Here is a 14,612-nt window from a genome sequence, read left to right as displayed (position 1 = left end):
AAAAGTAGATGTAAGAAATATCAAAAGATATTTCTTACATCTTTTTGTTTTGAGCAGGACTTTAGATAATTTTATTAATATATGCTAGCATGCTTTTGTAAATAAAAGAAAGAGGGCGTTTGAATATGTATCTTAAAATTACAGATCAAGCACAAGAAAGATTACAAAAATATATTGATGAAGGCGCGACAGTTATTTTAGATTTAGATGATGGCGTGGGCGAATATTCTAAAATGGGTGTGTGCTCTTTAGATACTAGTTTCCGTTTACTTCTTCTTGATAAAGAACAAGGAAAAAATGATTATAAACTACAATTAGATAGTGATATTGGGGAAGTTTATATCAAAGATTATTCAAAAATGTACATGGATGAACACATGACCCTTTCTTTAGATCCACGTCTAGGTGTATTTACTCTTGAAAGTCCAAGTGGTTCTTTAGACAGCCATGTACAATTAGTCGATTTACGACCAGAAAAATTCTCTGGCATGAAACAATAATTTTCTCTTCATTGATCCATGATCCATAAAACTAGTCTCAATCGAGCTACATTGAAAAACATGACAACATTCTTAACTTGGTAAATAAAAAAGACGACACATTTTGTCGTCTTTTTTATTGATTAGCTATTTTCGATAAATTATCACATAGCTTGTGCTATTATTTCTGGCTTTTCTCTATTCAATTCATGTTTTCCGTTTTCGATAAACAGGAGACGGCTATTAGTTGAAACTTTATATAACCGTTTTGCTCCAGGCTTATTTGCATAATCTTTTGTACCGCATAAAATCAATTTAGGAAGTCGTGATGTATGAAGCTGTTTTTTGCAATCTAATGTTTTAAGTAAACGAAGTAGGGTAAGGCTTTGCTTTTTAGACAAACCTAATTTTTTAAACATTTTAAAAGGTACGCAGTAAAAATAAACATTCTGGAAAATAAGCAATAAGCGATCAGGAAATTCAAATTGTGGATCAGTTAAATCAATAGAGTACTCGGGGGCACTGAAACATCCATAAAGCAAGTAGCTCCGCTATCGGTTGTCAACAGGGACACTTACTTTAATGTGATTCCATTAATTTGGAGAATAAATGGACTTTCACTCTACTACGATGGTCATCCTGAAAGAATTATCAACCATCGGAAGACCTAACATTTCCTTTTCCAAACCAAATTGATACACAACAAACTCATAACTTCCCGGATCACTTGGCGCTTTGAAAGAAATCTTTCCATTTTGTGGAGTAATTTTATTGGTTTTAGAATCTTTCGATAACCGAATAGGGAAGTTAGAAAGACCATTTAGTTCAATTTGCTTGTTTCCTAATAAGGCAACAAGGACGTATTCCTCCTAATGACACTTCATAATTGCCAACTATCAAGATATCTTCATCCGAACTTTGACTTAATCTTTCAGCTTTTTCGATCAATCTAAGAGTTGCTTGATCAGTACCACCATATTCAGTAGTCGCATTTGCCGTGATACTTAACCCAAAGCTTCCCAATACAATTGTACATAGAACTAATTTTTTAATCATTATGTTCCCTCCTATAAAAAATTTATATTGTTACTAACGTAATTATCTCAGAACATGCCTTTCTTGATAAGAACTCACCAGGTTACATCAATGTAAATCATTGGCTTCGTTAAGGTAACTAGCAGTTGATTTTGGGAGTACATGACTTTTATTAACAAAAATATTTAGAAGGAATTGGATCCAAAGAAGAAGTAAAAGCTCAGGAAAAAATAAGCTCAACTGTACTTGAGCTCGTATTATCAGATAGTATGGACATGAAGGAGCTGACCTATATTAATGAGGAGGAGAGGAAATACATTTAATAGTTGAAGAAATTGAGCGTCTGGGTAGAGTTGGTGCTAGAACTTATCGTTTCTCTAAAGCTTCTTCTGGAAATTGGCCCGTTTCCTATGACGTTCGTGTAAATGGCAGACAGCATATTATATCCACCTCGGATTTAAGTATTTCAGTACCTAGAGGGAATATTATTTCTAGAACTTTAACCCATAATAATAAACGGATGATTTCTAATGGTCAACTAGTTGTAAACTAAACAAGAGGTAATGATTATGGAATTAGCAGTGAAATTAAAGTATTCATAGAAAGAAGAGAGGGGTTTTTCAAGAAGATGTTGCAGAGCCGTTAAATATTACGCGACAATAAGAGTCGAGCAATCGATTGGATGAATTTTTTTATTCGCAGACTAACTGAAAAATTCTTTTTTTGTTTAAAATAAAAACAGTTTTGTGGGATTTTCGTGGCATAAAATAAAAAACAGCGCAGACACATGGTTAAACCAACATGTTGCACTGTTTAAGGAAGCCACTTGCCGGGCTTGAACCGGCGACCTCTTCCTTACCATGGAAGCGCTCTACCAGCTGAGCTAAAGCGGCATTATCATTAATACAAATAGTAGGATAACGAATATTAATGTATTTGTCAATATATTTTTTATCAAAAAAATGTGTTTTTGTACTAATGAAACAATTCTTAGAAAAAAGTAAAAATAACAAAAAATGCTAACGGTTTCTTCGAAAATATAGTAAAAAATTTTAAAAAAAGTATTGCGTTATTTGAAAGAAATTGATATTATATTCATGTACTTGATTCCGGCATAGCTCAGTTGGTAGTAGCGCATGACTGTTAATCATGATGTCGTAGGTTCGAGTCCTACTGCCGGAGTAAATAAAGCTTATGCAAAGAAAAAGAAATCCAATCACTTGGGTTTCTTTTTCTTTTATTATTATGATAAATCAATCTTTCTGTTTTTGTCACGTATGTTGTAATCTTTACGAAAGAGTAGAGTTGGCTACTCATAATCAACCATACTTCCCATCATCGCTAAATACAAAATAAATCAGCATTCCTACACCAATCAAAGCACAAACTGCACCAAGAAAAGGAATGACATTCCCAAAGTTATCTGTATTCATAAGTATGCCACCACCCACAAACAAAAAGCCGCCAGCAATCAGGTTTTTCATTTTATTCATTCTCCTTTCTTACGTTATAGTATTTCCTTCTTTCAATGAGTATTTTGAAAGCTATCTTATTGTATGATGTTCTTCTAGACCTTTTCTTTATTATACAGTCCATTTTCGTTATCTCATAGAAATATTCTTTTTTATTTGAAAATTATTGTATACCGTATGACATTTTTCTTCATGAAGTTGTAAGTATATTCTCATTCAAATGAAAATTTCATCATAGAAGAGATTGTATTTCTAAATTCTTAAGAGTAAAATACGAAGTGTAACTTGGATTTGGAAGGATGATTGGATGAAAGCTATTACACCGGATATGACAACAAAATTTGACAAACAGTTTCAAGCAAATAACAAACAGCAGGCGTTGCAGCGGGCTGTCGTGAAGAACGGGATTACTGCTTCTGCTGAAAATATTTCAGCACATGTGGCGAATACACCAGTATTTTCTATTGATTTAGCTACAGGCAAAGTGGCTAATCAGATGCAATCGGGTCGTTGTTGGATGTTTGCTGCATTGAATACGTTCCGTCATAAAATGCTGAATCAATTCCATTTAAAAGAGTTTGAATTATCACAAAATTACACTTTTTTCTGGGATAAATATGAAAAGGCAAATTACTTCTATGAAAACATTATTGCAACTGGAAAAGAGGCTATTGATAGCCGAAAAGTGGCTTTCTTGCTAACTACTCCTCAACAAGATGGCGGTCAATGGGATATGATCGTTTCATTATTCCAAAAATACGGTGTTGTGCCTAAATCGGTAATGCCGGAAAGTGCGAATAGTTCAAATTCTCGAGATTTGAATAACTACTTGAACAAACTACTGCGTAAAGATGCAGTTGTGTTACGCGAAATGGTTGCTCAAGGAGAAACATTAGACGCTATTGAAGAAAAAAAAGAAGAAATGCTAGAAAGTATTTATAACTTCTTAGCCATCTCATTAGGAACACCTCCAAAAGAATTCGATTTTGAGTACCGCGATGAAGAACAAAACTATCATCTTGACCGAGGACTGACGCCACAAATTTTTTATGATAAATACATCGGTGTAAAATTAGATGATTATATTAGTGTGATCAATGCACCAACAAAAGACAAACCATTCAATCGTTCTTATACAGTAGAGATGCTAGGGAATGTCGTTGACGGGAAAGAAGTTAAATACCTGAATGTTGATATGGAAACTTTCAAAAATTTAGCGATTGCTCAGCTTGAACAAGGAGAATCTGTATGGTTTGGTTGTGATGTAGGACAATCTTCTACTAGAACCAGTGGCATCATGGCCTTAGATGCTTATTCGATGGATGATCTATTCGATACGGATTTCACAATGACTAAAGCTGAACGTTTGGATTTTGGTGAAAGTTTGATGACCCATGCGATGGTATTGACTGGCGTTGATTTAGTGGACGGACAATCAACAAAATGGAAAGTCGAAAACAGCTGGGGCGAAAAAGTTGGAAAGAACGGTTTCTTCGTTATGAGTGATGCTTGGATGGACGAATATACGTACCAAATCGTTGTCAGAAAAGATTTGTTGACGAAAGAGCAACTAAATGCGTTCAATGAAGAACCAATTATGCTAGCTCCATGGGATCCAATGGGTGCTTTAGCATAGGTAAATAGTTCAATAAAGAGTATGCTATAGATAAAAAGAGCTGGCTTAAGTCAGCTCTTTTTTATCTATAAAGTCCATCTCCTGATTTTTATGATCCCTGTGCTATAATTCTAAATAAAGGGATAAGGATTGGAAATAATCCTTTTATCATGAAACAAGTAGGATGACAAAATAGAATAAAATTGGGAGTAGGGGGAAAAGTCATGGATATCCAAACTGTTTTATCTGATCTGAAACTAAATGGGAAAGTGATTCCAGTTGTTGGCGGCGATGTGAATCAAACTTATCGTATAAAAACAGATCAACGTGCTTATTTTTTGAAAATCCATCCGAATGTAAAAAAAGATTTTTTTGAAGCAGAAGTAGATGGGTTAAAAGAGCTAGCTACATTCGTACGTGTACCAGATACGTACATGCTGGGTGAAACAAGTGAAGGCGCTTATTTGTTAATGGAATGGATCGAGCCGGGAAAAGGAGATCAACGAGATCTTGCTGTAGCTTTAGCTAAACTCCATCAGCAAACAGCGCCACAATTTGGTTTTCGAAAAGATAACTATCTAGGTACACTTATTCAGAAAAATTCTTTTGAAGAAGATTGGTGGATTTTTTTCTTTAAAAATCGGCTTGAAGCCCAGATTTCTTTAGCGGAAGAAACGAATCGTTGGAATGTACAGCGGCAAGAAAAGTATCTGCAATTTAAAGAACGAGTATTGAAATCGGTTGAACCCAAAAAGATCACTCCACGCCTCTTGCATGGAGACCTGTGGAGTGGTAATGTGTTCTTTGACCAGCAAGGACATCCAATTTTTGTCGATCCGGCTGTTTCTTATGGGAATCGGGAACAAGACATTGCAATGAGTCAGTTATTCGGCGGTTTCCGACCGGAATTTTTAGATGCCTATCAAACTATATTTCCATTAGAAGAGGGATGGGAAGATCGACTACCGATTTACCAGTTATATTATCTTTTGGCACATTTGAATATGTTTGGAGAAAGTTACGGTTCCCAAGTAGATCAATTACTAGAAAGTTTTTAAGAGGAGGGCGTGTTTTTGGCAAAGAAATATACCAAAAAGCATGAAGTTTCATATTATGAGTGTGACATCAATCAAACGATGACATTTCCTTCGATGTTAGGAGTAGTTATCAAAACATCTGAAGATCAAAGCGACCAGTTGGGAAGAGGCAGTGAATTCGTCAATAGCTTTGGACTGACTTGGGTCATCACGAATTATTCTATGGAGATTAATCGTCTGCCTAGAGTCGGTGAAGTAATTTCAGTAACGACTCAAGCCATGGAGTACAATAAGTTTTTCTGTTATCGGAACTTCTGGATCCATGATGAAGATGGGGAAGAATTAGTCAAAATAGAATCTGTTTTTGTATTGATGGATTTTGTGAATCGAAAAATGAGCAGTGTTAATGAAGAAATCATTGCTCCTTTTGAGAGTGAGAAGATCAAAAAAATCAAGCGTCAGGAAAAAATTGAAAAGATTGATTCGGGCTTCATGTTGCCATATCGTGTTCGTTTTTATGATATCGATAGTAATCAGCATGTTAATAATGCGATGTATTTTAATTGGATCATTGATGTATTGGGATATGACTTTTTGACTACGCATGTTCCAGAAAAAGTAATTATTCGATTTGATAAAGAAGTAGAGTACGGGAATGAGATCGAAAGCCATTTTGAACAAGTCCCAACCGAAAATGGTATCAAAACAAAACATGAAATCCGAATGCAAGAACAGCTGTATTGTGAAGCCAATATTCTATGGAAAAATAAATAAAAAAGAGGTTGTGACAGAAGTGGTCAGCTTCAAGAAATAAGAAGAAATTTACGGAAATTGTTTCTCAAATTTTTGTGAAATTTCGGCTTAGTTTTCGAAGAAGCTACTTTTGTCACAGCCTCTTTTTTTAAGTTTAGCTATCAGATATTGATGGTTAGTTTTGGATAAACGAAATCAATTCTTCGCCCGTCAAACCATAGTTTACGGCAATCAATAGTTTTAAACGTGCTTTTTGACTATTGATGCTGTTGCAGAAAATAATCCCCATTTCTTCTAGTTCTTTTCCTCCGCCTTCATAATCATAAACAGGCTCTGCGATTCCATTGAAACAACGAGAAACAAGTACTACAGGGATTTTTTGGACAAGAAGCTTTTCTAAAGCTGCTAAGGCTTGAGGAGGGAGATTTCCGGCACCTAAAGCTTCAATGACTAGACCGTCTACTTTCGTATGGGCGATTGCTTCCAATAAGTCTCCTTGCATCCCAGCATATGCTTTAACAATTGGGATAGTCCCATTTACAGCGGAAATATCCAGCCGCTTTGTTTCTAAAAGTTCTTGTAAGAATAAGATTCGATTCTTAGTTACTAAACCGATTGGTCCCAATGTAGGCGTTCGGAAAGTAGCAACATTTGTGGTGTGGGTCTTTGTCACGTAGCGTGCAGAATGAATCTCATCGTTCATGACCACTAATACACCCTTATCTACCGCTTCTTCACAGCTTGCGACGCGAATAGCACTTTCAAAATTATAGAGGCCGTCACTTCCAAGTTCGTTACTTGAACGCATTGCCCCAGTCAAAACAATTGGTAATTTGTCACCAATCGTTGTATCAAGAAAAAAGGCAGTTTCTTCTAATGTATCCGTACCGTGTGTAATCACCACTCCGAATATACCTGATTCATAAGCGGACAAGATACGTTCTTTTAATACCAACATGTGAGAAGGCATGATGTGTGGTGAGGGAAGATTGAAGATATCTTCAACTAAGAGTTCCACATGCTCAGGTATCGTGATTTCTGCATCTAATAACGGGTTTGCCACATCAGGACTAACACCGCCAGTGAGCATGTTTTCTTTCATGGCGATCGTTCCGCCGGTGTGCAGTACAAGTATTTTTTTCATTTTACAGACTTCCTTACGAATAATTTTGCATAGCCGTTAAATCTTATTGTATACTATATAAAAGAGTTTTGCTATCAGTGAAGAATAACAATAGCCAGACTTATTATAAAAAAGCTACTCTTACTTAAACGAAGAAGACTCGACCTTGACCTCTTAATGCACGGAGTATTTGGTTGAGTTTCTTTTACAAAAAAGTAGTCAAGAGAAAACAATTACGAAGGTGGTCGAAAATGATCAGAATCGGATTAACATCGTTTAAAGAACATGACAAATTAACTGGCAAAAAGAATAACACTCTGTATGAATATGCCGGATTTCTACCCTTAGTGGAATTAGATACTGCTTATTATGGGATTCCTCGAAAGTCCTCTGTTGAGAATTGGATAAACGAAGTACCTGAATCTTTTCGCTTTGTAGTCAAAGTCTATCAAGGGATCAGCGGTCAAGGAGATTGGAAGCCTTATTATCAGACAGAAGAAGAGATGATTACGCATTTTTTAGATGTCATGTCGCCAATGGTAGAAGCTGGAAAGCTTTTTTGCTTTTTAATTCAATTCCCCTCTTCATTCAAGTGTACAAAAGAAAATGTCCAATACTTGCGCAAACTTAGAAAGTGGTTTGAGGGTTATCCTGTTGCTGTAGAATTGCGGGACTATTCTTGGTATAGCGATGAATTTCTTGAACGTACGAGAAACTTTATGTCTCGAGCCGCTTTTTCTTTAGCCATCATTGATGAGCCGCAGCTGCTGAATACAACGATCCCTTTTGATCCATTTGTAACCAATCCGAACTTTGCTCTTTTTCGATTTCATGGCAGGAATGCTCAGGGATGGCAAGCAAATGATAAAGATTGGCGCAAAAAAAGAACATTGTATCGTTATTCAGAAAAAGAACTACAAGAACTAGCATGTGAAGTCAAAGCAGTTGATTCTAAGACAAAAGAGATAGGTGTGATTTTTAATAACAATTCTGGCGGGGATGCGGCTGAAAATGCATTAGCACTGCAAAAAATATTAAATATCCAGCCGGATGGACTTAATCCAACTCAAATGGATCTGTTTTAAGGGCTTATTTTATTCATGAAAGGGGCGAAGTCTATGATCAAAGCTATTTTTTTTGATATTGACGGAACATTGGTCACCAATCGTTCAAAAGCATTGGAATCAACAAAACAAGCAATTAACTATGCTCGGAAAAACGGCATTTTATGCGGTGTAGCAACGGGGCGCAGCCCAATAAAGATCAAAGAAATCATTGATGATTTGGAATTAGATATGTATGTCGTGTATAATGGTCAACTGGTTTTTACTGCAGATCGAACGATTATCGACCACCCTTTTGAACAAAAAGTATTGGAACATATTGTTGAATTTGCAGATGCTAACCATCGACAAATCGTTTTTGGTGCGAGAAATCGGCTAGATGGATCAACAACGATGCTATTAGGACAATCGATTTTTATCAAGCGGCTAGTCAGCTTTTTACCGCGTAAATTCCCGGTACGTCTGATGAAAAAAATCCTCCAGCTTTTTAGCCCTCATCGGCAAAAGGACCGTTATGAAACATTAGAGATATTAAATGAACCAATTTACCAATGTATACTGCTTAGTCCGGAGTCAGAACAGAAAAAGTTAGAACATCTATTTCCCGAGTGTACCTTCCAACGTTCAAATACGTATACTGTAGATATCATCCCAAAAGGTGGTTCAAAATTGCTAGGCATCCAAGCTTTCGCAAATGCTGTCGGAATTGAGATGGAAGAAATCATGGCATTCGGCGACCATTACAATGATATCGAGATGCTGAAAGGTGTAGGAATTGGAGTGGCTATGGGAAATGCTCAGATTGAAGTAAAACATGCCGCAGATTTTGTGACCCAATCAAATGAAGAAGATGGCATATACGAAGGACTGAAACACTTTGGTCTGATTTATTAGTCAATGAAAGAAGGAAAACATTAGTATGGAATCAGAGACACCTTTTCAAAAAGTAGAAGCATTTCACAAAATTTTTGATCCAAGAAGACCAGAAATCCCCACAGCTTTTACTGCGATGGAGGCTCATACACGTGCTGCATTCAAAATAGAAGAACTTGTTGAATTTGTTGCAGCTACCTCACCAAGTAAAGAACAACTACATGAAGCTGTTACTCTGCTACACGAAGCATTAGATAAAGCAGAAGAAAAAATACTTGATAAAACAGAGTGGGGAAGTGACCCACTGATTGAACAAGTAGATGCACTGACAGATATCCTTTACTTTACTTACGGTTCTTTTTCATTATTGGGAATAGCGCCTGATCGAATATTTGATATCGTCCATCAGGCAAATATGGGAAAATTGTTTCCAGATGGAAAACCTCATTATGATCCTGTAACAAATAAAGTATTGAAACCTGAGAACTGGCAGATGGAGTACGCGCCAGAGCCTAAAATCGCGGCAGAAATCCAACGACAGATTCAAGAAGCTCTTGCTAGGAAAAGCTCTGCTGATAGGAGTGCATGCACAAACGAAACAGAGTGATCAGTACGTCACTATTTTTGTTATCTTTATACGATGAAAAACAAAAGATTTTCGTTTAAGTTAGTGAATGCATGAAAATAGTATGCTATAATCTAGAATAGATGTCTTTTGCACGAGAGACGTATTATTTGGATTTATGCCAAGCAGAACGCCATCTGTTGCATAAAAAGATGCATACTGAAAACGGAGGAACCATAAATGGGAAATAATGTTATCATCGGAATCGTCATTGCAATCATTATAGTCGCCATTGTCGTCTTTTTGGTTAGTTACTTGATGAAGAAAAAAAACCAAGATCGATTGGATGCCTTAGAAAAACGCAAGGAAGAATTATTTGACTTGCCAGTGATTGAAGAAGTCGATGATGTTAAAAAAATGCATCTGGTTGGGCAAAGCCAAAATACCTTTCGTGAATGGAGTCAAAAGTGGAATGACATATCTACTTCCTCATTCGCTGAATTAGAAAGTCAAATTTTTGAAGTGGAAAACCTCAATGAAAGTTTTCGGTTCTTAAAAGGAAAAAAAGCAGTTGTTGAAGCAGAAGCAACAATGGACCAAATGGAGAAACAAGTAACGGAAATCCGTGAAGGTCTGAAGGAATTGCGAGAAACGGAAGAACGCAACTCATTAGCTGTCCAGCAGGCGCTTGATGTCTATGAAGAACTGAAAGAAAAAGTCAGAGAAGACGAGCATGAATATGGACCAGCTCTTTTTGAATTGCAAAAACAGATCAAGATGATCGAAAAAGAATTTACGCAATTCGTGACTTTAAATACTTCCGGCGATCCTGTAGAGGCCCGCGAGGTTTTAGATAAAGCAGAAAAACATACGTATGAAGTGGAAGCTCTGATGAAAAAAATTCCACCACTGTATGAAGATCTCCATACGACTTTCCCTGAACAACTTGAAGAAATCAGTGATACTTATGAGAAATTAATGGAAGAACAATATGTATTCCCTGAAGAAGATCTTGCTGAAGATATCGCAAAAGTAAGTCGAAGAATTGAAAATTCATTAGCCAATCTTGAAAAAACAGAAGTTGAAACGGTCGAATTCGAAAACCGAGAAACAGCTGATTTGATTGATTCGCTATATGACATCTTAGAACGAGAAATGGAAGCTCAGAGATATGTAAAAACTAACCAATCAACGATTGCAGAGTATATCAAACATACAACGAAGAATAACCGTCAATTATTGATTGAGTTGGATCACACCGCTCAAAGCTATACATTGAATCACAATGAAATTGGTCGTGTACGAGGTTTCCAAACTGAAGTGGAAGAAATGGAACGTCAAAATGAACAGATGATTCCACAGATCCGCCAACACGAAATCCCTTATTCAGAAGTGCGTACGTTCTATAAAACAGTCTTCAAGGTCTTAGAAGATATCGAAACGCAACAAGTAGAGATCGACGACTCATTACATGAATTGAGAAAAGGCGAAAAAGAAGCGCAAGAAAAGATCGATACATTCGAATTTAAATTGCGTAGTTTGAAACGTTTTGTAGAGAAACAACGTTTGCCTGGCTTGCCGAATGATTACCTAGAATTCTTTTTTGTTGCTACTGATCGTATTGAAGAACTAAGTGTTGTCTTGAATAAAATTCGAGTAAACATGGAGGAAGTCAATCGTTTAGTTGCTCTATGCGAAGAAGATCTAGAATTATTAGATAAGAAGACACATGATCTAGTAGATGCAGCAGCACTAACGGAGCAAATGCTCCAATATGCAAACCGTTATCGTCATACACACGAAGAAGTTCGAGAAGCGATTGACAAAAGTTACTATTTATTCAATAAAGAATATCATTATCAAGAAGCATTAGACGAAATTGGTACAGCATTAGAGCGAGTAGAACCAGGTGCTTTCAAACGCATCGAAGATTTTTATTTTAATCATCCAGACTTAGTATAAAGCAAAAAAGCAGCAATCATGCAAGAACAAGACAACCATCCGTCTTGTTCTTGTCTTTTTTTATGTCTATCTGAAAGAGGAAACAAGTGAAAATGCCACCTGCTCTTGAAAGCACCTTGGACAACCGTTATAATAGAAAAGAATTTCAAAAAAGAGGGGTTTCTTATGATATATTTTGATAACAGTGCAACGACCCCAATCTTTCCGCAAAGCTTAGATGCATATGTAAAAACCAGTCAGCGGATTATTGGGAATCCATCAAGTCTTCATGATTTGGGCAATCAAGCTAATCGGTTGTTGCAGCAAGCAAGAAAGCAGATCGCTGATTTGATCCATGCAGAGCCAGAAGAAATCTTTTTTACTTCAGGAGGAACAGAAGGAGATAACTGGGTATTAAAAGGAACGATGATTGAAAAAAGAGAGTATGGGAATCATATGATCATTTCAGGAATCGAACATCCGGCAGTCAGTGAGACGGCCGAACAATTAAAAGAATTAGGAATCGAAGTAAGTATCGCCCCAGTAGATAAACGCGGATTTGTACGTGTTGACGAATTGAAAAAATTAATAAGAAAAGAGACAGTTTTGGTCTCTGTTATGGCTGTGAATAATGAAGTAGGATCGATTCAGCCCATCCAGGAAATCAGTGATCTTTTGGATGATTTCCCTAAAATTCATTTCCATGTAGATGCTGTTCAGGCAATCGGAAAAGTACCATTCTCGCAATGGTTGACAGGGAGAGTGGATTTTGCAACATTTTCAGCCCATAAATTCCATGGCCCACGGGGAACTGGTTTCATTTATTGGAAAAAGGGTCGTCGTTTAGCACCATTACTGACAGGTGGAGGTCAGGAAAGAAATCAACGAAGTGGGACAGAAAATGTTCCAGGTATTGTGGCTATGGCTAAAGCTTTACGTTTATCATTAGAGATAAAGGAACAAAAACCTGAGCAGACACAACGCTTAAAAGAAGCTTTAATCAATGCGTTGAAGTCGTATGATAAAGTGACGATCTTTTCAGAAGGAACCGACTATGCGCCGCACATTTTATGTTTTGCTCTAAAAGGAATTCGTGGTGAAGTTCTCGTCCATGCTTTAGAGGAAAAACAAATATTTGTTTCTACTACTAGTGCCTGCTCCTCACGTAAACATATGGCAAGCAGTACATTGCACGCGATGCATGTACCAAATGATTTGGCTACATCTGCTATTCGAATCAGCCTAGATGAAAATAATTCATTAGCAGAAGTGGAGCAATTTATGATTATTTTCAAGCAGCTTTATAAGAAATTTTCTGTAATCAATTAAAAGAGGAGTGTTCTTGTGAAATACAGTGAAATTATGGTCCGTTATGGAGAGCTTTCGACAAAAGGAAAGAATCGAAAAAGCTTTATCATGCAACTAGCACAAAATGTCAGACAAGCTTTGAAAGAATTTCCAGAAATCAAAATCCATGCTGATCGCGACCGGATGCATCTTTTGTTGAATGGTGCAGACAGTCAGCTAGTTATTCCAAAACTAGCAAAAATATTTGGGATCCAAAATTTTTCTCCGAGTATTCGGGTAGAAAAAGATGTTGAAGTTTTGAAACAAGCTGTTCAAGACATCATGAAAGAAATTTATACAGGGAAAGAAACATTTAAAATTATCGCTAAAAGAAGCGATCACCAATTTGAATTGACAAGTAATGAATTGAATCAAACATTAGGCAATGCTGTTTTTGATATTTTCCCTCATATCCAAGTTCAAATGCGTCAGCCCGATATTCCATTACGTGTAGAGATTCGTCGTGACGGCGCTTATCTGTCGTATGAAACGATCAAAGGAGCTGGCGGGTTGCCTGTAGGAACAAGCGGAAAAGGAATGCTCATGCTTTCTGGCGGGATTGATTCTCCTGTTGCAGGATATTTTGCAATGAAGCGGGGAGTGGAAATCGAAGCTGTTCATTTTGCTAGTCCGCCGTATACAAGTGAACAAGCACTGCAAAAAGCAAAAGACTTAACAGCGAAACTAGCGCCTTATGTAGGAACAATTCATTTTATTGAAGTGCCATTTACCGAGATTCAAGAAGAAATCAAAAAATCAGTGCCACAAGGATATTGGATGACGATCACTCGTCGAATGATGTTGCGGTTGACCGATGAAATTCGCCGTATTCGTCATGGTCTAGTTATTTTGAATGGCGAATCATTAGGTCAAGTGGCTTCGCAAACCTTGCAAAGTATGGTGGCTATCAATGAAGTAACGAATACGCCAATCATTCGGCCTGTAGCGACAATGGATAAACTTGAAATCATTGAAGTAGCGGAACAGATCGATACATTTAATCTTTCTATCCAACCTTTTGAAGACTGCTGTACGATTTTTGCGCCTCCACAGCCAAAAACACGCCCTCAACTGGAAAAGGTCCATCAATATGAAGAGCGTTTAGCAATAGATGAAATGATCCAACGTGCATTAGCTGGTTTGAAGATGGAAGAGATACAAGCAGAATCTTCTAATGAAAAAACTGAAGAATTTTCAGAATTGCTATAAGTGGTTGTGAAATTAGTGTTTTGAACTAATGTCGAAGATTAGCTGATAAATGATAAAAAAATTTCCCATGAAATAGCGACCCAAATAGTTAATTTTTGG

Annotated in this window: 14 protein-coding genes, 2 tRNA genes and 1 pseudogene; 12 read left to right on the top strand and 5 right to left on the bottom strand. The window is 36.8% G+C overall.

From position 1 onward, the window contains the following. The first annotated feature begins 125 nt into the window (after window positions 1-125). A complete protein-coding gene (locus AB3I27_RS13255) occupies window positions 126-500 on the top strand; it encodes an iron-sulfur cluster biosynthesis family protein (RefSeq protein WP_002310873.1) in 375 nt (124 codons plus the stop codon). 143 nt (window positions 501-643) lie between these two features. Here the strand turns inward: AB3I27_RS13255 and AB3I27_RS13250 are convergent. Then, window positions 644-970: pseudogene (locus AB3I27_RS13250) on the bottom strand (alpha/beta fold hydrolase); the annotation flags it as partial. A 334-nt stretch (window positions 971-1,304) separates the two neighbouring features. After that, window positions 1,305-1,535 (bottom strand): hypothetical protein, encoded by a 231-nt coding sequence (locus AB3I27_RS13245; RefSeq protein WP_002310198.1) that lies wholly within the window; start codon window positions 1,533-1,535, stop codon window positions 1,305-1,307. A 292-nt stretch (window positions 1,536-1,827) separates the two neighbouring features. On the opposite strand from AB3I27_RS13245, the gene AB3I27_RS13240 reads away from it, so the two are divergent. Continuing rightward, entirely contained in the window at window positions 1,828-2,067 is a 240-nt protein-coding gene (locus tag AB3I27_RS13240; RefSeq protein WP_160298796.1) for a DUF5626 family protein, read from the top strand. A gap of 267 nt (window positions 2,068-2,334) precedes the next feature. Here the strand turns inward: AB3I27_RS13240 and AB3I27_RS13235 are convergent. Further along, a tRNA-Thr gene (locus tag AB3I27_RS13235) sits at window positions 2,335-2,407 on the bottom strand. 215 nt (window positions 2,408-2,622) lie between these two features. Here AB3I27_RS13235 and AB3I27_RS13230 point away from each other — a divergent pair. Beyond that, window positions 2,623-2,696, top strand: a tRNA-Asn gene (locus tag AB3I27_RS13230). Window positions 2,697-2,833: 137 nt separating this feature from the next. Here the strand turns inward: AB3I27_RS13230 and AB3I27_RS13225 are convergent. Continuing rightward, window positions 2,834-3,007 carry a hypothetical protein gene (locus AB3I27_RS13225; protein WP_002310202.1) on the bottom strand — a complete coding sequence of 58 codons (174 nt, stop codon included), beginning with the start codon at window positions 3,005-3,007 and terminating at the stop codon, window positions 2,834-2,836. Between the two features lie 286 nt (window positions 3,008-3,293). On the opposite strand from AB3I27_RS13225, the gene AB3I27_RS13220 reads away from it, so the two are divergent. The 3 genes from AB3I27_RS13220 (at window position 3,294) to AB3I27_RS13210 (ending at window position 6,412) form a co-directional block, all read left to right on the top strand. After that, on the top strand, window positions 3,294-4,622 hold the full coding sequence (locus AB3I27_RS13220; RefSeq protein WP_104760436.1) for an aminopeptidase C: 1,329 nt from the start codon (window positions 3,294-3,296) through the stop codon (window positions 4,620-4,622). 203 nt (window positions 4,623-4,825) lie between these two features. Then, a complete protein-coding gene (locus AB3I27_RS13215) occupies window positions 4,826-5,659 on the top strand; it encodes a fructosamine kinase family protein (protein ID WP_002310205.1) in 834 nt (277 codons plus the stop codon). Between the two features lie 15 nt (window positions 5,660-5,674). Next, window positions 5,675-6,412 (top strand): acyl-ACP thioesterase domain-containing protein, encoded by a 738-nt coding sequence (locus AB3I27_RS13210; protein ID WP_002310206.1) that lies wholly within the window; start codon window positions 5,675-5,677, stop codon window positions 6,410-6,412. A 154-nt stretch (window positions 6,413-6,566) separates the two neighbouring features. Here AB3I27_RS13210 and AB3I27_RS13205 read toward each other — a convergent pair whose 3' ends face one another. Then, window positions 6,567-7,535, bottom strand: coding sequence for an asparaginase (locus tag AB3I27_RS13205; RefSeq protein WP_002314249.1), 969 nt, complete (start codon window positions 7,533-7,535; stop codon window positions 6,567-6,569). A gap of 230 nt (window positions 7,536-7,765) precedes the next feature. Between AB3I27_RS13205 and AB3I27_RS13200 the strand changes: the two genes are divergently transcribed. The 6 genes from AB3I27_RS13200 (at window position 7,766) to thiI (ending at window position 14,513) form a co-directional block, all read left to right on the top strand. Next, on the top strand, window positions 7,766-8,599 hold the full coding sequence (locus tag AB3I27_RS13200) for a DUF72 domain-containing protein (protein WP_002310208.1): 834 nt from the start codon (window positions 7,766-7,768) through the stop codon (window positions 8,597-8,599). A 33-nt stretch (window positions 8,600-8,632) separates the two neighbouring features. Beyond that, window positions 8,633-9,472, top strand: a complete 840-nt coding sequence (locus tag AB3I27_RS13195) for a Cof-type HAD-IIB family hydrolase (RefSeq protein ID WP_104760438.1) — start codon at window positions 8,633-8,635, stop codon at window positions 9,470-9,472. Between the two features lie 25 nt (window positions 9,473-9,497). Next, the gene (locus tag AB3I27_RS13190; protein WP_002310210.1) at window positions 9,498-10,058 is read left to right on the top strand and encodes a haloacid dehalogenase; all 561 of its coding nucleotides are present in this window, start codon (window positions 9,498-9,500) and stop codon (window positions 10,056-10,058) included. A 198-nt stretch (window positions 10,059-10,256) separates the two neighbouring features. After that, on the top strand, window positions 10,257-11,978 hold the full coding sequence (locus tag AB3I27_RS13185; protein ID WP_002310211.1) for a septation ring formation regulator EzrA: 1,722 nt from the start codon (window positions 10,257-10,259) through the stop codon (window positions 11,976-11,978). 165 nt (window positions 11,979-12,143) lie between these two features. Further along, the gene (locus tag AB3I27_RS13180) at window positions 12,144-13,286 is read left to right on the top strand and encodes a cysteine desulfurase family protein (protein WP_002314246.1); all 1,143 of its coding nucleotides are present in this window, start codon (window positions 12,144-12,146) and stop codon (window positions 13,284-13,286) included. 15 nt (window positions 13,287-13,301) lie between these two features. Continuing rightward, window positions 13,302-14,513, top strand: coding sequence for a tRNA uracil 4-sulfurtransferase ThiI (gene thiI, locus AB3I27_RS13175; protein WP_002310213.1), 1,212 nt, complete (start codon window positions 13,302-13,304; stop codon window positions 14,511-14,513). Window positions 14,514-14,612: the final 99 nt, after the last annotated feature.

The sequence above is a fragment of the Enterococcus sp. C46 genome (genome assembly GCF_040887565.1).
Classification (GTDB): Bacteria; Bacillota; Bacilli; order Lactobacillales; family Enterococcaceae; genus Enterococcus_B; species Enterococcus_B lactis.
Note: the sequence above shows the minus strand (reverse complement) of the source record. Positions and strands in the feature narration are given on the sequence as shown.